Origin of the sequence: Lactobacillus kefiranofaciens (assembly GCF_900103655.1) — a bacterium.
Classification (GTDB): Bacteria; Bacillota; Bacilli; order Lactobacillales; family Lactobacillaceae; genus Lactobacillus; species Lactobacillus kefiranofaciens.
The window spans coordinates 42,894-65,557 of the sequence record NZ_FMXC01000007.1 but is presented as its reverse complement, the minus strand read 5'-3'; the positions used below and the strand labels follow the sequence as shown (position 1 = coordinate 65,557).

The following is a 22,664-nucleotide window of genomic DNA, read 5'->3' as shown; positions in this document are numbered from 1 at the left end:
AAGAGAAAATTACACAAAATAAAATAGCCAGCTCAAAAGCTGACTATTTTTTGATTAGCTAATCTATAATTTTAAATCTATCTTTTTGAATTAAAGGTTTGAGATTTCGCCTTGGTAGATAGCACCACGACGAGCATCAACAGTAATAGTAGTACCGTCAGAAATCTTTTCAGTAGCGTCAGTAGTACCAACAACAACTGGGATACCTAATGATAAACCGATAACTGCAGCGTGTGAAGTTAAACCTGAAGCTTCAACAACTAAACCAGAAGCCTTCTTAATAGCTGGGTTGTAGTCTGGGTCGGTAGTCTTAGCAACTAAGATGTCGCCTTCCTTAACCTTGCTGTTTGCTTCTTCAGCTGAGTTTGCTACAACAGTCTTGCCGATAACTGAACCGTTACCTACACCTAAACCTTGAGCAAGCTTGTTACCGATGATTTGCAACTTCATCAAGTTAGTAGTACCTGAGTCACCAACTGGAACACCAGCAACGATGATTACAAGGTCACCATCCTTGACATAGCCCTTTTCCTTAGCTACCTTAGCAGCTACTTCAAACATGTCATCAGTTGACTTAGGCTTTTCAGTCAATAATGGTTGTACACCCCAAACAATACCTAATGAGTGTTGGATCTTTTCATCAAAGGTTAAAGCAATGATGTCTGCATTTGGACGGTACTTAGAAATCATACGTGCAGTATAACCTGAGTTAGTTGCAGTAATGATAGTCTTAACACCCAATTCTTGAGCAGTACGTACAACTGATTCACCAATAGCTTCAGTAACGTTTGAGCCCTTGTAAGCTTCAAATCTTTGAAGAGCTAAAGTGTTACGCTTAAGCATTTGCTTTTCAGTACGTTCGTCAATTTCAGCCATAGCCTTAACAGCCTTAACTGGGTAAAGACCATTTGCTGATTCACCTGAAAGCATAGTTGCGTCAGTACCATCAAGAACAGCGTTAGCAACATCTGAAACTTCGGCACGAGTTGGACGTGGATTTTCTTGCATTGAGTCAAGCATTTGGGTAGCAGTAATAACTGGCTTGCCAAGTGCATTAGCCTTTTGGATTAAGCTCTTTTGTACAAATGGAACTTCAATAAATGGAATTTCAACACCCATGTCACCACGAGCAACCATCACACCATCTGAAACTTGTAAGATTTCGTCAGCGTTGTCAATACCTTCTTGTGATTCAATCTTAGGGAAGATCTTAACGTAGTCTGCACCAGCTTCTTCACAAAGCTTACGGATGTCTAAGATATCTTGAGCCTTACGTGCAAATGAAGCAGTAATGAAGTTAATACCGTATTGTAAACCAAACTTGATGTCGTCAGTATCCTTTTCAGTAATACCTGGAAGACGGATTTCAACGCCAGGTGCGTTAACACCCTTCTTTGAACCAATAACACCAGTGTTTTGAGCTTCACAAACTAATTCTCTCTTTGAGTCGTCCTTTTCCTTGATCAAAAGGTCAACCAAACCATCATCAATTAATACGTGACCACCAACGTGAGTATCATCGTACAAGCCATCGTAGGTAACGTGGATCATGTCCTTGTTACCCTTCTTGGTGTCATCCATTGATACACGAATCATGTCACCAGTGTTAATAGTGAACTTGCCACCTTCTTGTTCAGTGGTTCTGATTTCAGCACCCTTAGTGTCAAGGTCGATACCAAGAAGCATACCAGTATCCTTTTCCACTTGACGAACCATCTTCATACGAGCAAGGTGTTCTGGGTGATCACCGTGTGAGAAGTTGAAACGGAATACGTTTGCACCAGCCTTAGCTAAAGCAGTAATAGTTTCAATATCGTTTGAAGCTGGCCCTAAAGTACTAACAATCTTAGTTTTCTTCATTATTAAAAAAATCCTCTCCAAAAATCGGCTAAATTAATATTTAGTCATTTCTTCATTTACATCCATTAGCGCATAATCGCCGTGGTGTTTTCCATCGAATAAATCGAGAATGTCGTGGGTATTAAGTTTGCCGTTCTCCATGCCGACAGCTAAACCGCCCTTCCCATCGAGAAGCAACTTAACAGCATAGTTACCCATCTTAGTAGCATTTACTCTATCTTCAACAGTTGGTGAGCCACCACGTTGCATATGTGCAAGGACATTAGCACGAGCATCAAAGTCACCGTATTTAAGTAATTCATCCTTAAATTTATCAGCAGCCATAACGCCTTCTGCTAAGACAATGATACCATGATCTTTGCCATCTGCAAATCCTCTAGTAAGAGTTCCTGCAATTTCCTTAACATCGTAAGAACGTTCAGGAATAACAATTGCGTCTGCACCACTAGCTACACCAACACGCATAGCAATGTCACCACATTCACGGCCCATTACGTTAACAACGAATACGCGGTGGTGACTGCTTGCTGTGTCACGAATCTTATCAATTGCGTCCATAGCAGTACGACATGCAGAATCAAAGCCGATCGTGTAGTCAGTATAAGGAATATCATTATCGATAGTTCCTGGTAGACCAACTGAGTTTACGCCGTGGCGAGTTAAGGCTAAAGCACCGTGGTATGATCCGTCACCGCCAATAACGATAACAGCATCAATACCATGCTTCTTTAATTGCTCAACACCCTTTTGTTGCACTTCTTCTTGTGCAAATTCTGGATACCGAGCACTGTACAAAAACGTACCGCCTTCACTAATCTTGTGGTCAACATTTTCCGTAGTAAGCGGAATAAAGTCGCCTGCAACCAAACCAGCGAAACCATAACGAATTCCAAAGACTTCAAGTCCATGATGGATAGCAGTCTTAGTAACAGCTCTAATTGCTGCATTCATACCAGGGGCGTCTCCACCACTAGTTAAAATACCAATCCGTTTCATGAATTCACCTCATCATGATTATTTTGTGTAATTTCTCACATCAAGTAAATATTAACATTTTTTAGGCCAAAAAGCTCATTAAAATTGGACTAATTTACGCTTTCTTTCTATATTATATGATGTTAGCACTTACATTGTGATTAAATCAACTAACTATTTTTTGCTACTTATTCTTTAAAATTGACTTTACGTAAATTGGTTAACAAATATTGTTTTTTATTCTGGTCATAGCGATCTCCTTGAACGCGTAGTCCCAATAAATAAATACCACCATTTTTCAAAATTGAGCCAATTTTTTCATAAACACCCGGAAAAATAATTACTTCCTGCTCACTCGACGTATCTGCAAAGCGAGCAAAAGCCATTGTTTTATCATTTTTAGTACGAATTTGCTTAAATTGCATCAACTTACCGACTCCAATGCCTTTTTCATTTAATTCAAACGAATCCAGTGAACGGGCATTAAATTTTTGCGCATACTTTTGAACCACTATTAGAGGTGTAGTTGTAGTAGAAAAACCTAACACCCTTTCTTCCATTTCAGCTTTTTCGGCACTAGTTGGCGGATCTGCTGGCTTAAGCGGTGCATCTCCCAAAATTTCAGATAGAGAGATATTCTGTCCCGTTAGTTGGACATTAGCAATAATTTCTTTACAATTTGCTAGCAACTCATTACGATTATTTTCTAATTGATCGAAGCATCCAGCCATAATCAAAGCTTGAATAGTTTCAATCTGCAAAAACTTAGGATCAATTCGACGTAAAAAATCATTCAAAGATTGATACGGCTTGTGATTGGCTGCAATTTCTTTAGCAAAATCAACACGCAGACCCTTAATTGCCTTAAGGCCTACCAATATCTTTTTATTTTTAACCGTAAAATCCACTTGGCTATCATTTATATCCGGAGGCAAAATTCGAATATCTGTTTCCTGCGCTCGCATAATATAATCTTCTGCCTTGGCTGCAACTGATGAATTCAGCATTGAAGTATAGAAAGCTGCAGGATAATGCACTTTTAAATAAGCTAGCCAAAAAGCAATCTTAGTATAGGCTACAGCATGCGAACGATTGAAACCATAATTGGCAAACTGCTCAATATAATGATAAACTCGCTCGCCAACTTCTCGCGCATGGCCTTTTTTAACGGTACCCGAAATGAATTTACCACGTTCTTGTTCAATTACATCTTGCTTTTTCTTGGACATTGCCCGTCGTAAAATATCGGCTTCGCCTAAAGAAAACCCCGCTAAAATTTGTGCCGTCTGCATTACTTGCTCTTGATAAACCAATACGCCATAAGTCGGCTGCAAGATTTGCTTCAGACTAGGATCAGGATATTTAACTGCTTCCCTGCCATTTTTACGTGCAATAAATGTCGCTATATTTTGCATTGGACCCGGACGATAAAGAGCATTAACTGCAACCAGATCTTCAAAACTATCGGGATGCAATTCACGCAATACGCGCCGGATCCCACTTGATTCAAATTGGAAAACAGCATCCGTTTTTCCTTGTTGAAAAAGACGTAGAGTTTCCGCATCATTTAACGGAATCAGATTAGGATCAATTTTAATTCCTTGCTGACGCACTAGCGTCAAAATATTGCCTAGCACCGTTAAATTGCGTAAACCCAAAAAGTCGATCTTTAATAAGCCTAATGATTCCACATATTTCTTTGTTTGTTGAGTAACCGGAATCCCTAAAGGGCCTGCCTGCAATCCTGAAATCCCTGCAATTGAGTCATCGCTAATAACTAAGCCAGCGGCATGAATCGAATAATGGCGCGGCAAGCCTTCAAGTCCTAAAGCAGTTTTAAATAATAGTTTATTTTCAGGAGTCGCATCAACTAATAAACGCAATTCACGAGATTCTTTATAAGCACGCTTTAAGGTCATTTTATCTTTAGAAAAAGGAACTGTTCTCGCCCACTTTTGAATTTCAACCATTGTTAGGCCGAATACTCGCCCTACATCACGTAAAGCTTGCTTGGCTGCTAAAGTACCAAAGGTTAAAATTTGAGCAGCATGATCCATTCCGTATTTTTGATACATATATTTAATAACTGTATCTCTTTGTGTATCAGGAATATCTAAGTCTATATCCGGCATTTCATGTCTAGCTGGATTCAAAAAACGTTCAAAAAGCAAATGATATTGTATTGGATCAACTTCAGTAATTCTTAAAGAATATGAGACCAAAGATCCACAAGCTGATCCACGACCCGGTCCAGTCGTAATTTCAACTCGATGGCAATAGTTAATTACATCCCACACGATTAAGAAATAATTATCAAATCCCATCTGATTAATTACGCGCAATTCATAATTTAAGCGCTTTTGATATTCAACAGGAATTTTATTTTTACCAAAGCGCCTTTGCAGACCAGTTTGAGCTAAATAATGCAAATATTCCTCTGAACTTGGAAAACGATCTTGACGATACTTAGGCAAAACGGGCTTTTGAAATACTACTTCAGCATCACATTCTTGTGCTATTTTCCAAGTATTATTAATTGCATCATCTAAGTCGTATTGATGATAACGTTCTAACGCTTCCGTAGCGGTCACTAAATAATGCGATCCTGCTTGTTGGGCCAAAGGCAATAAATCTTGTATTTTTTGACCAGCATCAATTGCTTGCAACGTTTTTTGCAAAAATTGATCATGTGGGTTCAAATACTCACTATCTTCCACCGCAACTAAGGGCAGTTCAAATTGCTTAGCTAGCTCTTGAAGATAATCAATATAGCTCTGACTATCCTTAGAGGCATAAACTCCCAAATAAAGTTCCGGGGTTAACTTCTTCATCTCTCGCACAAAGTCACTACCCAAAGACTGGTTAGTTTCAGATAATGCAACTAATTCACTTCTAACATTGGCAGGAACAATGATTAACAAATCATTTAGATACTTAGTTAATTCTTTTAAGGTTAAAACCTTATCATTCTCACCATTTTCAGTTAATAAATTAATGGCACTCGATAATCTAAGCAAATTATGATAGCCTTGATTATTCTTGGCAAAAACAATCAGATCATATTTTTGCGTGCTATCAATTAAACCATTTAAACGAAGCTGCATCCCTAATAATGGCTTAATACCCGCTTTTTTAGCTAATTCATAGAAGTTAACTAAACCATAGGTCACGTTGATATCAGCCAAGCCAACTGCTTGATATCCACGCTCTTGAGCTGTTTTAATCAAATCGCTCACTCTTGTTGGACTATCCAATAAAGTGAATGAACTCAGATTTTGCAGTGCTGCTACTTGCATATAGTTAACCACCTTTCACTGTAAAATTATTAACTCCAGTATATCAAACTGGATTAATCAAGTTTGATCTTATGCCCTTTTTTTGATAAAATTCTATCCGAAAGAAGGAATCATTATGGGTCGTTATATCATCACAATTGTGTGGAGCGTGATCTATATGTTAATCATTGGCTTTATTGCTGGTCCTTTAGTTCAGAGTGCTTCATTCAGCGGAGCTGATCTTAAGAACTGCTTAGTTGTTGGGGTTATCTTCGGCATTCTCTTTGCTGCAATTATTGCTACGATTACCGCTCACTCACACAAAGACAACAGTAAATATAGTAATTTAAAATAATTTTTATTCTAAAAAAGCACGTGGAAATTAAATCCACGTGTTTTTGTTTTTTAATAAAACTTGTAGTTTTTCTTAGTATCCACTTCGATATTGCCATGCGTCAAATATTCGCTAAACATTTGTACGTAATCTTTATCCAAAGTGGTTTCAATCTTATCCATACTATATTCAGGATAAAAGCCACCGCCCATCGCACGGTAATTATTAACAGCCAAATGATATATCTTGTCATCTTCAATTGGCTTGCCATGCAAAGTAAGCTTAGTTAAACGTTCACCCTCTGGCTTAGATAAATCAGCTTCATATTCAACTGGATAAAAGACATCAAAATTATAAAGCATTGGCTTAGGCTTAATCCAGCGATCGATGAAGCCAATCTTGCCATCTTTATCTTTCTTCAAAAAGCCGGCGCTATGTTCAATAATATGACGCAACTCTTTACCAGTCAGCTTAACTCGGCAAAGCTGGTTAGCATATGGATAATTTAACAAAACATCACGCATAGTAACTGTTTCATTAAAGCCCTTAGCAGTTTCACTCATGACAGCCGTAGCGGAAACATCTGCCTTAGTAAACCATAATTGCGTTTGTTGAATCAGGTTAATGAAAGGTGCACCTTCAATTCGGCCCTTCATGGCATTTTCAATCCGTGCAGGCTTATTTAAATAAGCTATAGGCTTATCCAACCATTCTTGAGTTCTCTTGTCTAAATCAGCGATTTTTTCGACTACAGCAGGATCTGGAGCATAATCCTTAGTATCAATCAGCTTAGTCGTCATATTGGTGATCTTTTTAGTATTATCATCAACTTCAACAATGACTTCTGCAACAGCTTCACCACGATAACCAGGTTGAACAATTGCAGTATTTTTAGTAACCAAATTCAAGCGACGGTGCTGATGGCCAGTTAAGAAAACATCAACTTCAGGAATTTCAGTTAAAATCTTGTATCCTTCATTTTCACCACGATGTGGTTCAGTAGCCTTTCCTGTTTCTGGATCACTTTCAAAGCCGCCATGATACATTACGGCTAGAATATCTACTTGAGGGCGCAAAATTTTAGCATAATGCTTAATCTTCTCATATGCCGAAGCAAATTTTAGACCTGCAACATTTTCTTTAGGCTCCCAATGCGGAATGTATTGTGTAGTAATACCCAAAATACCAATTTTTAAGCCGTTTCTTTTAATGATGACATATTCACGACCAAAAAATGGCACTTCAGTTTCAGCATCCAAAACATTGTCATTAATAATTGGAGCCTTGTTATTATCAACGTAGTAGCTTAAATAATCTAATCCAAAGTTAAAATCATGATTGCCCAAACAACGTGCATCATAGCCCACCGCATTATAGGCATCAGTAAACTTGCGCAAATCATGATAATCGCCAGTAGAATGCGTATAATAAGCAAGAGGCGAACCTCCTTGTAGGCAATCACCCGCATCAGTAACTACTACATGATCAGCCCCATATTTTTTCTTCTCAGACTTTATTACTGAACTAACTCTACTTAAACTAAATGGTGCGTCATAGTTGGTTTTATTTTGATAATCCGTAGGCAAGAGAAAGCCATGGGTATCACTTGAATGTAAAAATACTAATTTCATCGCTTTATTTCCTTTTCTGAGGCATAAAAAAAGACACCATCATTACAGGTGCCCTTTTATTAGTTATTGCCGTTATCGTTGTTCTTTACAACTTGACGACCCTTGTAATAACCCTTTGGTGAAACACGGTGGCTTAAGCGGTATTCACCAGTAGTTGCATCATAGTGCATTGCTGGAACACTTAACTTAATATGACCACGACGTGAACGTTTCTTTTGTTTAGAAGTATGTCTTGCAGGAACTGCCATTTAATTGATCTCCTTTATTGTAGTCTTAAGCTTCAGGATTAATTACCCTGAATTACTCACGTGATTCAATGATACTATTCAATCTAGAATAAATCAAGATCTATTCAGTTTTCTTCTCGTTTTTATTGAAAAAATGATGCTTCTCTTCTTTATCGTGTCCAAAGAACCAGGCAATGATCATCCCAATAATGACCATCACTACCAAGACCACGATCAACGGCAATTTAACGTTGAAAAAACCGAAATTAATTACAACTGGTTTAGTATTCAAAATAACAAAAATCACTGCAATTAAAGCTACTATTGAACCGATAACTAAATTCTTTTGGTTTTTCATATCCATCACTTTCTAGAAGCAAACTCTAATGAAAGTTTATCACCAATTGCTGGGAACAAGTTATATAACTTTGCGCATACTGCCAAGCTGAGGGGCAAGTTAAGCTCACGCTTGTCACTACCAAAGAAATGAACTACTTGCCAAGCTACATCATCTGGATCAAGCATAAATTCTTGTACATTTTTGACATAATTGCCAGTTTTATCAGCAACATTAAAGAAATTAGTGTAAACCGGTCCTGGATTAACCGTCATTACCTTAATGCCAAATGGTTTCAATTCAAGACGCAATACATTTGAAAATTGGATCACTGCCGCCTTAGCAGCACTATAAGCAGCTGACTTAGTAGTCGGCACCTTGCCAGCAATAGAGCCGAAATTAACAATCTGTCCCGTTCTCTGTTCAAGCATGACACGTCCTACTAAACGAGTAAAGTACATCAAGCCTAAAACATCAACTTGGAACATATTAGTCACATCTTGCATCTTTTGATCCATAAATTCTTCAAATTTACCAAATCCAGCACAATTAACTAAAAAATCAATATGATGAACTTGCTTAGTAATTTCATCAAAAGTTTTTTCAATATCATCAGGCTTACCCATATCAGCTGAAAAGACATATGCTTCAGCACCTGATAATTCTCTAGCTTCAGCTGCAATTTCTTCCAAGCGATCCTTTCTTCTCGCAATTAAAATCACCGTAGCACCTCGGCCTGCACTTTCAAGGGTAATGGAACGTCCAATACCACTCGAAGCACCAGTAACAATAACAACTTTATTTCTTAATGAATCTTTCATTCTTTTGAACCTTTCATTGGAATATTAACCCGATCAAAATCATTCACTAACATTGTATTCGGAAAAAACTTTTGCGCTTGTTTTTCTAATTTTTTAGCCTCTGCTCCCATATGACGAGCGGAGATGTGATTCAAGCATAATTTTTTCACATTATCTTTTCTAGCTACTTTTGCTGCTTCAACTGCCGTAGAATGATAATAATTATGAGCCATCTTGGCTTCATTGCCAGCAAAGGTTGATTCATGTACTAGAACATCTGCATTTTTAGCCAGACGAGCAATGCTAGGCGTAGAACGCGTATCATAGATAATCGTCACAATCCGACCAGGCTTTTCAGGGCCCAAGAAGTCTTTACCATTTAAAACAGTACCATCTGCTAAGGCTACTTGCTCACCCCTCTTTAGTTTACCAAGAAGTGGCCCATTTGGTACATGATATTTAGCTAATTTATCCATCAATAATTCGCCAGAATGTGAACTTTCTACTACACGGAAGCCAAAACTAGGAATGCGATGCTCTAATTGATCCGTATATACACGAAAATCCTTGTCTTCACAAATCAAACCTGGTTCTGATAAAACTACATACTTAATTGGATATGAAATCTTAGTTCTAGAAACTTTCAATGCAGTTTTAACAAACTGTTCAATTCCAGTGGGACCATAAATTGTTAATGGACCAACGTCGCCTTGAAAAGACCGAGTTGAAAGTAATCCTGGCAAACCAAAAATATGGTCACCATGATTATGAGAAATAAAAATTTTAGTAATTTTACGTAGTCTAATATTGGTTCTTAAAATTTGATGCTGTGTAGCTTCTCCAACGTCAAATAGCCAAATCTCATTTAATTCATCTAATAATTTAAGTGCAACACTGGAAACGTTACGCTGCTTTGACGGCTGACCCGCCCCAGTGCCTAAGAATTCTAATTCCATGAAAATCCTATTCTAATTTAAAATTTTGAATGCTTAACAATTGTCTTGGTAATTAGCGCGCTATAATACTTTGATCCAATTAAATTAGGATGAGTATGATCGCCATAAAACCACTTAGGATGATTCTTCGAATATGAATACCAATCAATCACTATAAGATTATGATATCTTTTTGCTCCTTGCTTTATCAAGCTATTCACCGAATTTTGCCAATCACGGGTCGGCACATGTACATTAACCCAAAATACTTTTCTTCTAGGACCAACAGCATACATAATTTTATTTAAATCATCCATTGAAAATGGTCCATTTGTTCCCAAGCCAATTAGGACATTATCAGCTAAAACGCCCTGACTCTTATAATTATCCAAAAGACCAAATGCCACATTTAATTGCCGTGATACAGCCGCATCAATCAACGCTTTAGGCATCAATTGCTTTAAGTTGCTGCTCGAACCTGCCATTACAGAATCGCCAATTGCTGTTACTTGGACTTTTTGTGCTAGTTGTAAATCCAATTGAGAAATTCCATATTTTACGTAAGACTTATTTACAGGATGCTGGGTAGCCTGCTTCGTTGCTTCTTGAATAGCTTTTGATTTATCTTCTTTTTTCTGCTTTTGCTTTTTCAGTTTTTTAATTAACTTAGCATTATCAGTTTTCTGCTTTTTAGTATTTTGATTAATCCTCTCAGCCAATTGGCTCTTATTAAAATCTTCTGCTTTAACACGTGGTGCAACAACGATTGCAGCACTACCTACAATTAAGATCAAAAATGCAATAAAGGCCTGAATTTTTTTAGCATAATCAGTCGCATCCCAATCAAAAATCCTAGCAAAATAAGCTTTAGTTTTACTCCAAGAGGTCTTGCTCATTGGCTTCTCAATTAATCTATAAGTAATCTCCGTGATCAACAAAATAAGAATAATTTCAATAATATGATAAGCATTAGGATGATCACCAATATTCACCTTATCTTCAAAAAAGATCATTACTGGAAATTGGTAAAGATAAATCCCGTAACTTCTAGAGCCGATCCAATCAAATAACTTATTAGTCAAAATACGATTCCAATGGCTACCTGGGTGCGCAATCACTCCCGCTAAAATACAGATATCAAGCGTAAATAATAGCATCCCTCCACAGTAAGCAAATGATCTTTGGGGATCCATTGCCTTAGAAAAGAACAACATCATCATGATTACGGAAGGAAACTAGCCCCATGATATCCAAAATTAAAGTATCTTTTTTTCTAACATGTGGATTAAGTTGCGCAATTGGCCAAATTAAAGCAAGTACTGCTCCTAATCCCAACGAAAAGAAACGTGTGTCAGTACCATAATAAATTCGGTTAATATCAAATCGCAATAAATACAGCACAGCCATTTCAATTGCGGAAGCTAAAGATAAACCAAATAAAATCCAAAAGATATTCTTCTTTTTTCTGACTAATTTTACTAACAAATAAATAATAATCGGCCATACGATATAAAATTGACCTTCAATAGACATCGTCCATAGGTTAGTAAAAGGCGACTCATTTGAAGCAAAGCGTTCAAAATAGCTCTGTCCATTACCAATTTGCCAAAAATTATAAACGTTTAATAAATTAGCCAATACAATTTGATTCAATTTAGCTAACAAATTTCGTTGAAAGACAAAGATGTATGCGGCACTTAGCCATAAAACCGTAATTAATTGCGGATACAGTCTCTTTATCCGACTTAAATAAAAATGCTTATTATCATATGATCCTGTTTGAACATACGAATTCATCATATGATCAGTTACCAAATATCCTGATAGCACGAAAAAAATCGGCACACCAAGATAGCCCCCCATAAAGGAATTAGGATCAAGGTGATAAAGAATTACACCAATAACTGCTAATGCTCTAAGTCCAGAATATCCTGTTATAAACCGATTTTTTTTCATATGTTATCTCTACCCTTATTGCACGAACTCAAAGACAAACTTGCCAATAGCAACGTCATCGCCATTAACTGCTCCCTTGTCACGCAATGCGTCATCAACGCCTAAGCGTTTCAACCGTCTAGCTAATCGTATAATGCCGTCTTGATGATCTAAGTTAGTCATCTGGACTAACCGCTCCAATTGCTCACCCTTAACAACGAACTCATGCTCGCCAACTTTTTCTACAGTAAATTCATTCTTCTGTGGAGCCTTGTATTTATATTCCTTTGTCTTTTGAGTAATTTCAGGCTCTTGCTCAGCGCGCTCTTTTTCTACTTCTGCAACTAAAGTTGCCGTATCATTCATCAATTTGCTTACGCCTCGATGAGTAACACTTGAAATTTCATAAACAGGTTCGCTATTGTCCTCTTTTTGTAATGCTTTTTTAAACTCTGCTAATTTTTCTTCGGCACCAGGAATATCCATCTGTGAAGCAACAATTAATTCGCGCTTCTTGGATAAATCTGTTTCATAGTTTTTCAATTCCTGCTTAATGGTGTGGTAATCATCAATAGCTGTACGGCCATTATTCGGATCCATCGAGATCAAGTGCAGAATGACCTTAGTTCGCTCAACATGACGCAAAAATTGAATACCTAAGCCAACGCCTTGACTTGCCCCTTCGATTAAACCAGGCAAATCAGCCATAGAGAAATCACGACCATCTGGCAAAATCACCATGCCTAAATTAGGCGTTAAAGTAGTAAATTGATAAGCCGCAATCTTAGGTTTAGCCTTAGTAGTCACTGATAGTAGCGTCGACTTCCCTACTGATGGAAAACCGACTAGTCCTACATCAGCTAACAATTTAAGTTCTAAGCGTAAAACCCGATCTTCACCCGGTTCACCATTTTCGGCAATTTCAGGCGCCGTATTTACACTAGTTGCAAAGTGAATGTTACCACGGCCACCGCGACCACCCTTAGCTACAACTAGTTCTTGATCCTTTTCAACTAAATCGCCAATCAATTCATCAGTATTAAAATCATAAACCGTAGTGCCAACTGGTACTTTTAAATAAAGATCTTTAGCAGCGCGACCATATTGTGACTTAATCCGACCATTTTCACCGTTATCAGCCTTAAACTTGCGCCGATAACGAAAATCCATTAATGTTCGCAAGCCACTATCTGCGACAAAGATAATACTACCACCGCGACCACCATCGCCACCAGCTGGTCCGCCATTAGGAACATATTTTTCATGGCGGAAAGCCACCATGCCATCGCCGCCTTTTCCGGCTTGAACTTCAATTTTAGTTTGATCAACAAATGTTGGCATGTTTTTCTCTTCCTTCCGTCTTAATCTAACTTTTATACTATACCACAGAAGAGCGCCAATTAGCGCGATTTCTAGGTATTACAATGTTAATTTTACAGTTTGCGATTGCGGTAAAGTTAGTCCTGCAGCTCTTAAATCCTCAATTGAGGCTTCTTTAATCTTTTTCATAGATCCAAAAGTTCTGAGCAATTTGTTGCGACTTTTAGGTCCAATACCCTTAATTGAATCAAGTCGACTAGACAAGGCATTCTTCGCATGACGTCTGCGATGAAAAGTAATAGCAAAGCGGTGGACCCCATCTTGAATCCTAGTCATTAGATAAAACCCTTCAGATTGAGGATTTAACGGTATTAGCTTTAAAGGAATACCATTGATTGGATCCCCAAATAACAAATGATTGGTTCTGTGCTTATCATCCTTAACCATCCCAGCTACCGGAATATTTAAATTTAGCTCATTACGCAGAACATCTTCACAGGCATCTACTTGGATTTGTCCCCCGTCCATAAGAATCAAATCCGGCATCTTCTTATGTTCACGTAGCAAACGCCCATAACGCCGTCTAACTACTTCACGAGTATTACGCACTTCGTCTCCACCATTTTGGTGTTCAACTTCACCCTTTAGCTTATACTTACGATAAGCCGTCTTAAAGGGTTCACCATCCTTAAAAACAACTAATGCTGACACTGGATCAGCACCTTGAATATGTGAATGGTCAAAACTTTCAATAATGTGACCATATGGCAAGCCGAGTGCATTAAAAATTTCTTTTTGTGCTCCCTTAGTTTTACGATTGCCCAATTCTAACAGCCTAAACTTATCATCCAATTTTAGTTTAGCATTGTCTTTAGCCATATCTAATAAAGATTTCTTCTGTCCTCTTTTCGGCGTTCTGACTGGAACTTTTAAGACTTCAGCTAGAGTGTGATTATCAAAACCTTCAGGTAGCAAAACTTCTTTTGGCAATACTCGGTTTTTTTGTTCATAAAACTGAACGATAAATGTGGCAAATGTATCTTCTGGATCAGACGCGTCTGTTAAAGGAAACATCTTCGTCTCTCTTCTTAGCAATTTAGCCTGGCGCAAAAAGAAAATCTGAATAGAGATCCATGATTTATCAACGTAATAATTAAAAATATCACGTTGCGTATTGTCGTTAGAAATAATTTTTTGCTTTTCAACAGTCTCTTCAATATATTTTAGCTGATCTCGAATCTCAGCAGCGCGCTCAAATTCTAAGTTTGCTGCAGCCTGACTCATTTTTTCAGTCAGATCTTGTTTAACCCAACCAATATCACCATTTAAAAAGCTTTTGATCTTTTTAATTTGTTCATCGTATTCTTTTTGAGGAACTTTATTAAAACAAGCTCCTAAACATTGCCCCATATGATAATACAAACATGGCCTTCCCTGGTAGCCATGACAGCGCCGCAGTGGAAAAACTTTTTGAATAAACTTCAAAGTAGCCTGGGCTGCATACACGTTAGGATATGGGCCAAAGTAATAGCCTCCATCCTTATGGACAATACTAGTCAAGCGAGTCTGCGGATCATGCTCTCTGGTAATTTCAATATATGGATAGCCTGTACCTTGCTTTAATTGCACATTATAGTATGGCTGATACTTTTTAATTAACGTAATTTCTAGTAAGAAGGCTTCTTTGTCTGTAGAAACCGTAATAATATCATAATCCCTAATTTCACGAACCAACTCAGCTCGGCGTCCCACCTGTTTGCTTTTAAAATATGAGCGTACTCTATTTTTTAAGTTCTTGGATTTGCCTACATAAATAACTGAGCCATTCACGTCTTTCATTAAATAGCAGCCCGGTTTTTCAGGCAAAAGCTTCAATTTATTTTCAATTAATTGTGTTGCCATTTTTTGCACCCCACCAAAAATTTGCATTTTATAGTTTAACACAGCTTTTTTAAGAAGATATTAACTTTGCTTAGAAACATAGCTATCTAGGCCAAAATTTGATACATTAAAGAAAATCAACTAGGAGAAAAATACATGACAAATATCGTTTTTGACCTAATTAATCAACTAGGCTACTTTGCGGTAAGTTTATTAATTGCCATTGAGAATATCTTTCCCCCAATCCCATCAGAAGTTATTCTTTCTTTTGCCGGCTTTGCAACGCACCATTCACAAATGAGCGTTCCGTTAGTGATTGTCGCTTCAACCATCGGTGCAGTATTAGGAGCCCTCATTCTTTATTGGATTGGCAGCTTGCTCAATGAAGCAAGACTAGAAGAAATTTTTAATCACAAACTATTTAAAATGCTGGGTTTTAAAAAAGGCGATGTAAAAAAAGCAATTAAATGGTTTGAAAAATATGGTACGGGGGCTATTTTTTATGGTCGCTGCATCCCAGTCATTAGGAGCTTGATCTCAATTCCCGCTGGTATTGCTAAAGTCAAGCCCACGAAGTTCTTACTTTATACTACGCTAGGTAGTTTGATCTGGAATACAATTCTTATTTGCTTAGGCTCTTATATGGGTGAAAAATGGCACGTGATTGTAAATATCTTTGAAGAATATTCTTTAGTCATTGGGGCATTGATTCTTCTAGCGACTATTTATTATTCCATTAAGTGGTACAAGCAAAAAATCAAAGCTAACTAAAAAAGTCTATTCGCATGAATAGGCTTTTTCTTCTTCAAATAATTAAAAATATAATGTAAAATTAATCTATCTTTATATTAAAGGGATGATTGTGTGAAATTTAACATTTTTAGAAAACAAAGCATTCAGAATTATCTTGGCAAAGATATCAAGTTCTCTAAAACAATGAATGCGGTCGATCTAATGTCACTCGGGGTTGGCGCAGTAATTGGAACCGGAATCTTTATTCTGCCTGGTACGGTTGCAGCTACATTAGCAGGACCTGGAGTAAGTTTATCATTCGTCGTAGCTGCAATTGTTTGTGCATTAGCCGGCATGTGCTATGCAGAGTTTGCCTCTGCAATTCCAGTGGCTGGTAGTGCCTATTCTTATGGCAACATCATCTATGGTGAATTTACCGGCTGGCTTATCGGCTGGGCATTAATTCTGGAATATATGCTATCAGTAGCCACTGTAGCTGCTGGCTGGTCCTCATATTTTAGTTCCTTCATCGCCCCATTTGGTTTAAAGGTGCCTCAAGCTATTTCAGGTCCAATGAATTTATCTCATGGTGTATATTTTGATCTAGTTTCAGTTTTAATTATTCTTTTAATCAGTATTCTTTTGTCAAATGGGATGCGAAATTCGATTAGAATCAATGTCGTCGCCGTTGCGATTAAAATTGCGATTATTCTAATCTTTATCTTCGTAGGATTACAATTTATTAAACCAGGCAATTACCACCCATTTTTGCCTTATCATTTTTCTGGTGTAATTAAGGGAGCAACGACAGTTTTCTTTGCCTTTCTCGGTTTTGACGTTGTTTCTTCTTCAGCTGCTGAAGTTAAGAATCCTAAGAAGAACATGCCAATCGGCATTATTGGAACACTAGCAATTGCAGCCGTACTTTACTTTGGCGTATCCATCGTATTAACTGGAATGGTCAATTATACCCATCTTGACGTTTCCAATCCGGTTGCCTTTGCTTTACAATATGTTCACCAAAATTGGGTGGCTGAGCTTTTGTCCTTTGGTGCGATGTTAGGAATGGCTACGATGATGCTGACAATGATTTATTCCAGCTCCAGATTAATCTATGCTATGGCCCGTGACAGTTTATTGCCTGCAAGCTTTAGCAAATTAGACAAAAAGCACCATTCACCACAAAATGCATTAATTGCAGTCACTATTATTATTGCACTAGGAGCAGCTTTCTTCTCTGTTGATCAGCTAGCCAACCTAGTTAACTTTGGTACCTTATTTGCATTCACCTTAGTTTCCTTTGGCATTCTAAAATTAAGAAAAAGAACAAATATTACGAATGATGGCTTTAAAGTTCCAGGCTATCCATTTTTACCAATTATTTCTGGCTTAATCTGCATTTTCATGATCTGTCATTTGAGTTCAGAAATATATTTAATGGCCGGCATTTGGTTAATTATTGGAGCAATAATTTACTTTGTTTATGGTTACCATCACAGTCAACTAGAACATGAATAATTAATATTATGTAAAATAAAAAGCGCGAACAAATATCGCGCTTTTTTGATTGCCTTTAATTAATTTGTTTTCTGCTTGTTTATTTTCAAAGAAATTCAAAATATTGTCAGCTGCTTCTTTAGTTAAATTATAACGAGCAACATGAGTAGCCGAGCCCACATGTGGTGTCATAATTACATTATCCATCTCCACTAATTCCTGTCTTGGATGTGGTTCATTTTCAAAGACATCATGTGCTGCTCCGGCAATCTCATCATTCTTTAAGGCAGAAACTAAGTCCTCACCATTGACGAGCGATCCACGAGCGACATTAATTAAAAATGCCGTCTTCTTCATTTGCTTAAAGACATCCGCATTAATAACGTGATGACTTTCTTTAGTCAAAGGCAAATGTAAAGTTAAGAAATCAGACTCTTTAATTAAAGTATCAAAATCAACATATTTTGCTTGCAATTCATTAGCAATATCTTCAGCAACACAATGACGATTATGATAAATTATCTTCATACCAAAAGCTTTAGCAAACCGTGCCACTTGCTGGCCAATTCTACCCATACCTAAAATACCTAATGTCTTGCCTTCAATACTGTAGCCTTGATTGTCATACTCATTAGCATCCAAAAAGACACCTTCACGCAAAGCATGATCATAATAGCGTAACCGCCGTGCTGAACCCAAGATCATTGCTAAAGTTAATTCAGCAGTTGGACGCAACACGCTTTTCGGACAGTTTGAAACAACAATGCCTTTTTGCTTAGCATAGGCAACATCAATATGATCAAAACCTACCCCATAAGTTGAAATGATTTTTAAATTCTTAGCAGCATCAATTATTTTCTTATCAAAAGGGATCTTAGCCACAATCACACCATCATATTCAGCAATATGATCAAGTACCCACTGACGATCATCATCTGGACGATGCCCTACAGGACCAATTGTAACTTCACAGTTATTCTTTAAATCAGTTAAAGCATCGTCCCTTAAAACCGCCTAAAACCAAAACTTTTGCTTTATTCATTATTTCAAAACCTCTATTCAATAGCTTTAGTTAAAGATAACACTCTTTGAAGGAAAATAATATCTTATTTCAAGATTTTATTGATCGCTACAGCAACACCATTATGATCACAATCAGCAGTTATTTCATCTGCATGTTTTTTAGTATAATCTACTGCATTGCCCATCGCTACTCCGAGACCAGCATATTTAAGCATTGGCATATCATTAGCCTGATCACCTAAAGCCATGACATTTTTAGGCTCAATATTCAAATGATCACATAATCTCTTTAGGCCAGTTCCTTTATCAACACCAGCCGCAGTAGCCTCATAATAAAACGGCTCTGTCTTTGAAAAAACAACTCGCCTTGCCATTTGCTTAAACAATGAACTTTCCAGCTTACTATCTAAATAGGCTGGATCATCAATGTACATACACTTAATAATTGGGATTTGACGCATCTCTGCCTGTGTTCGATAAGAAACTTCTAATTTTACCACTCGAGAATTATAAATCGTATAATGACCTAAATCACGTTCAGCTGTATAAATTCTATCCAAACTAACGCTATGGAAATGCAGCTTTAATTTACGAGCAATTGCTTCTAGATCAATATAGTCTTCATAATTCAATCCCTGCTTAAAAATAACTTGACCATTAGTAGTTTCAACAACAGCACCATTAAAACTAACGACATATTGATCAGCTTGATTATTTAAACCTAATTCATCCAAATATTGCTGTGCCCCAGACAATGGTCGACCTGTACAAATAACAATCTGCATCCCTGCTTGACGCGCTCTTAAGACTGCTTGTTTAACAGCAGGCGTAATTTTCTTTTTAGAATTGACTAAGGTGCCATCAATATCAATGGCAATTAATTTAATATCTTCCATTACTCTCGATTTCCAATAAAAAAGTATCGCTTTTTCGCGATACTCACTAAACTGACAAAGTAAGTACTTTTTCTTTCAATTTAATTAATTCTGCCATATCTTCAGCACTGATTTTGAAATTAACTGCTAAATTATCTTTCATTTCTGAAATATTGTCACTCTTAGGTAAGACAACACAACCTAACTGTAGGTCAAAAGCAAGCATTAATTGAGCTGCAGAAACCTTATATTTCTTAGCATATTCTCGTACCTTGCGTTCATTAAGCAAACGACCATGAGAAAGTGGTGAATATGCTTCGATTAGAATACCTAACTGTTGGCAATAATCCATTAATTCTTTCGGTACTTTGCCAATATGAACTTCAATTTGATTAACAGCTGGCTTAATACTACCATTTTTGACAATATTATCTACATCTTCTTCTAGAAAGTTCGAAACACCAATTGCCCTAATCTTACCAGCTTTAACCGCCTCTTCCATTGCGCGCCAATTCTCTAGATTTCCTTCGAAATGACGATCATTAGTTCGATTCACTTCAATCCAAGGTTGAGGTGAATGGATCAGCATCATATCAATATATTCCAAGCTAAATCGATCCAATGCATCATCGATTGCCTTTTTTGTACCTTCATAATCCTTAACTGCAGTTGGTAATTTAGTAGTTAAAAAGATATCACTACGTTCCACGTCGGAATTCCAAATACCCTTACCAACACCCGTTTCATTACCATAGTCCTTAGCAGTGTCAAAGGCGCGATAACCTACCTCAATTGCTTGACGTATTGTTTTTCTAACGTCATCGTTGTTGATGAGCCAGGTACCCAGCTGAATTTGAGGCATTTTTATTCCGTTGTTTAATGTTATTGTTTTATCAGAGTACACACTTTACACCTCTACATTTTATCTAATATGTTTCTGCCTCTTCTATTCCCTATATGTGCATAGTTATTTAAAAACTTAGTCGTCTTATAATTTTTAATTCCTTTGCATCTTACTTATAGCATACACCAATATATCACTAAATCCTATACGTATATCAGAAATATTGTATCAACTATGAGACCATGTCATCATTTAAGCCCGCTATAAAGTGCGTCATATCAAGTCCTCTATGCTTTCTTATATTATAGAAATTTTTTAGTAATTCTATACGTTTTTTGAATTTAAACCATAAAAAAGAAAGGGCTGATTATTAACGCATCAACTCTTTCTCCTCAGTCTCTTAATTCCCATTACCTATAATACTAGATTTAAGTAGGAAAACAAGCTTTTTTAGAGGTTATAAAGGCAATTTATGTTATTTTTAATAAATATATTTGTATAGTCTCAGTACATACATAAATAGTTGATTGCTATATTACAAAATTATTACATTAGCAGCTTTTATATTTTTGCTATAATATATATGCATATATATTATAGCTTAGAAGCAACTATTTTAAGCAACTTCTTAGCGATCTCTATCTTACTCATCCGCGCCCAACGATTAATTGTCCCATCTTTATCTAAAAGCGTAACTTGATCTTGATCATTGCCAAAAACATTTTGCGACACATCATTAGCCACAATCATATCTGCACCTTTAGATTGCAGTTTCTTTTCAGCATTCTGCATTAAATCATTAGTCTCTGCAGCAAAGCCCACCACGATCTGGTTTTCTTGTTTATGATGAGCTATCGTTGCCAAAATATCGGTCGTCTTAACTAAAGTTAAATTTAGAGTTGGTTGCTGAACTTGCTTTTTTAATTTATGATCTGCCACTTTTTGCATACGCCAATCAGCTACCGCAGCTGCCATAATTAAAATATTAGCCTGCTTAAAATGTTTTTCTATCGCCTGTAGCATATCTTCACTTGATCGCGCAGAAATCAAATCAATCTTAGAGTTTCGAGGCAACGTAGTAGTGACATTCCCATAAATCAATTTTACCTGTGCACCCAAACTTGCTGCTGCCGTTGCAATTGCGATTCCCATTTTGCCGCTGGAGCGATTTCCAATAAAACGAACAGGATCAATTGGTTCCTCAGTTCCACCTGCTGTTACAATTATTGTCTTATCTTGGAGAAGCTTTTTCTGTTTTAAGAAATCTTCAACCCACTTAACAATGTCGGTGATTTCTGGCATTCTCCCCTTAGCTGCATAGCCTTCTGCTAGCATTCCTGTTGCCGGATCCATAATCTGGACTCCGTTTTTGCGCAAAAAAGATAAATTACGTTGAGTCGCCGGGTTAAACCACATCTGATCATTCATAGCAGGTACTACTAGCTTAGGAGCCGCAGTAGCTAGAATTGTCGTACTAGCTGCGTCATCGGCGATTCCAACAGCCATTTTAGCAATAAAATTTGCTGTAGCTGGTAAAACTAACGCTAATTCAGTCCAGCACGCCAAATGTACATGAGGAATGCTAGCTTCATTTTCTTTACTCCATAAGTCATCTAGAACTGGATACTTAGTTAAGGCGGCAAGAGTATTACTGGTTACAAAATGCTCAGCGTTTTTAGTCATTACAATTCTAATTTCATGACCCTTTTTCTCCAAATCACGGATTGCCTCTACTGCCTTATAAGCCGCAATCCCACCTGTCATATATACTGTTATTCTCGTCATCTTAATCCCTTCATGTTTCAATTTAATTTTATTTTATCATTAAGTAAAAAAATAGTAGAATATCTTTCGGGGATCATATTTTGGAGGAAAAATGAAACTTATTTGTAAATTATTATTGCTCTTATTACTAGGGGCGAGTTTATCTGCTTGTAGCAACTCGGCAGCACCAACACCACCAAAAAATAATGTTGACACTGTCAAAATCGTTGATCAATCAGTTAAACCCAAAAAGCCACATCATCCAGCTAAACCAATGAATGGCACTTTGCCAAGCTCACCACTGCTACATAATTTGAATAAAAAAAAGACAATTTATACCGATTTAAATAAAGTGCTAAAGAAGAAATGATTTACTGTCATTTCTTTTTTTGAAAAGAAATATGTTGTCTTCTTTTGTT

17 protein-coding genes and 2 pseudogenes are annotated in these 22,664 nt (G+C 37.1%); 4 read left to right on the top strand and 15 right to left on the bottom strand.

Features of this window, described 5'->3' with window-relative positions; translation table 11 throughout:
* Nucleotides 1-90: 90 nt before the first annotated feature.
* From pyk to BLP58_RS04335, 3 genes are all read right to left on the bottom strand, one after another.
* Entirely contained in the window at nt 91-1,860 is a 1,770-nt protein-coding gene (gene pyk / locus BLP58_RS04345; protein ID WP_013854200.1) for a pyruvate kinase, read from the bottom strand.
* A 33-nt stretch (nt 1,861-1,893) separates the two neighbouring features.
* A complete protein-coding gene (gene pfkA / locus BLP58_RS04340; protein ID WP_013854201.1) occupies nt 1,894-2,856 on the bottom strand; it encodes a 6-phosphofructokinase in 963 nt (320 codons plus the stop codon).
* Between the two features lie 167 nt (nt 2,857-3,023).
* Nucleotides 3,024-6,131 (bottom strand): DNA polymerase III subunit alpha, encoded by a 3,108-nt coding sequence (locus BLP58_RS04335; protein WP_013854202.1) that lies wholly within the window; start codon nt 6,129-6,131, stop codon nt 3,024-3,026.
* 115 nt (nt 6,132-6,246) lie between these two features.
* Between BLP58_RS04335 and BLP58_RS04330 the strand changes: the two genes are divergently transcribed.
* Complete coding sequence (locus BLP58_RS04330; protein ID WP_013854203.1) at nt 6,247-6,465, top strand: DUF2929 family protein; 219 nt, start codon at nt 6,247-6,249, stop codon at nt 6,463-6,465.
* A 50-nt stretch (nt 6,466-6,515) separates the two neighbouring features.
* On the opposite strand, the gene BLP58_RS04325 is transcribed toward BLP58_RS04330, so the two are convergent.
* The 8 genes and pseudogenes from BLP58_RS04325 to uvrC all read right to left on the bottom strand — a co-directional run bounded on the left by BLP58_RS04325 (nt 6,516) and on the right by uvrC (nt 15,531).
* On the bottom strand, nt 6,516-8,075 hold the full coding sequence (locus tag BLP58_RS04325) for a bifunctional metallophosphatase/5'-nucleotidase (protein WP_013854204.1): 1,560 nt from the start codon (nt 8,073-8,075) through the stop codon (nt 6,516-6,518).
* Between the two features lie 59 nt (nt 8,076-8,134).
* The gene (rpmF, locus tag BLP58_RS04320; RefSeq protein WP_007125527.1) at nt 8,135-8,323 is read right to left on the bottom strand and encodes a 50S ribosomal protein L32; all 189 of its coding nucleotides are present in this window, start codon (nt 8,321-8,323) and stop codon (nt 8,135-8,137) included.
* 100 nt (nt 8,324-8,423) lie between these two features.
* Nucleotides 8,424-8,660: a lipopolysaccharide assembly protein LapA domain-containing protein gene (locus BLP58_RS04315; protein WP_013854205.1), complete on the bottom strand. Its 237-nt coding sequence runs from the start codon at nt 8,658-8,660 to the stop codon at nt 8,424-8,426.
* A gap of 5 nt (nt 8,661-8,665) precedes the next feature.
* Nucleotides 8,666-9,460: an SDR family NAD(P)-dependent oxidoreductase gene (locus tag BLP58_RS04310; RefSeq protein ID WP_013854206.1), complete on the bottom strand. Its 795-nt coding sequence runs from the start codon at nt 9,458-9,460 to the stop codon at nt 8,666-8,668.
* On the bottom strand, nt 9,457-10,395 hold the full coding sequence (gene rnz, locus BLP58_RS04305) for a ribonuclease Z (RefSeq protein WP_013854207.1): 939 nt from the start codon (nt 10,393-10,395) through the stop codon (nt 9,457-9,459). Before rnz ends, BLP58_RS04310 begins: the two co-directional genes overlap by 4 nt.
* Before the next feature lie 17 nt (nt 10,396-10,412).
* Nucleotides 10,413-12,330 (bottom strand): annotated as a pseudogene (locus BLP58_RS04300) (acyltransferase family protein).
* A gap of 15 nt (nt 12,331-12,345) precedes the next feature.
* Nucleotides 12,346-13,650, bottom strand: a complete 1,305-nt coding sequence (obgE, locus tag BLP58_RS04295) for a GTPase ObgE (RefSeq protein WP_013854208.1) — start codon at nt 13,648-13,650, stop codon at nt 12,346-12,348.
* 78 nt (nt 13,651-13,728) lie between these two features.
* Nucleotides 13,729-15,531: an excinuclease ABC subunit UvrC gene (gene uvrC / locus BLP58_RS04290; RefSeq protein ID WP_056956874.1), complete on the bottom strand. Its 1,803-nt coding sequence runs from the start codon at nt 15,529-15,531 to the stop codon at nt 13,729-13,731.
* A 135-nt stretch (nt 15,532-15,666) separates the two neighbouring features.
* On the opposite strand from uvrC, the gene BLP58_RS04285 reads away from it, so the two are divergent.
* Together BLP58_RS04285 and BLP58_RS04280 are read left to right on the top strand one after the other, a co-directional pair.
* A complete protein-coding gene (locus tag BLP58_RS04285) occupies nt 15,667-16,281 on the top strand; it encodes a DedA family protein (protein ID WP_013854210.1) in 615 nt (204 codons plus the stop codon).
* Nucleotides 16,282-16,374: 93 nt separating this feature from the next.
* Complete coding sequence (locus BLP58_RS04280) at nt 16,375-17,760, top strand: APC family permease (protein WP_013854211.1); 1,386 nt, start codon at nt 16,375-16,377, stop codon at nt 17,758-17,760.
* Between the two features lie 6 nt (nt 17,761-17,766).
* On the opposite strand, the pseudogene BLP58_RS04275 reads toward BLP58_RS04280, so the two are convergent.
* The 4 genes and pseudogenes from BLP58_RS04275 to coaBC form a co-directional block, all read right to left on the bottom strand.
* Nucleotides 17,767-18,781: pseudogene (locus BLP58_RS04275) on the bottom strand (NAD(P)-dependent oxidoreductase).
* 64 nt (nt 18,782-18,845) lie between these two features.
* Nucleotides 18,846-19,658 (bottom strand): sugar-phosphatase, encoded by an 813-nt coding sequence (gene yidA / locus BLP58_RS04270; RefSeq protein WP_025084118.1) that lies wholly within the window; start codon nt 19,656-19,658, stop codon nt 18,846-18,848.
* Nucleotides 19,659-19,704: 46 nt separating this feature from the next.
* Nucleotides 19,705-20,499, bottom strand: a complete 795-nt coding sequence (locus tag BLP58_RS04265; protein ID WP_013854214.1) for an aldo/keto reductase family protein — start codon at nt 20,497-20,499, stop codon at nt 19,705-19,707.
* 576 nt (nt 20,500-21,075) lie between these two features.
* Entirely contained in the window at nt 21,076-22,266 is a 1,191-nt protein-coding gene (coaBC, locus tag BLP58_RS04260; RefSeq protein WP_041817226.1) for a bifunctional phosphopantothenoylcysteine decarboxylase/phosphopantothenate--cysteine ligase CoaBC, read from the bottom strand.
* 91 nt (nt 22,267-22,357) lie between these two features.
* Here coaBC and BLP58_RS04255 point away from each other — a divergent pair, with 91 nt between their 5' ends.
* A complete protein-coding gene (locus BLP58_RS04255; RefSeq protein WP_013854216.1) occupies nt 22,358-22,615 on the top strand; it encodes a hypothetical protein in 258 nt (85 codons plus the stop codon).
* The last annotated feature ends 49 nt before the right edge of the window (nt 22,616-22,664 follow it).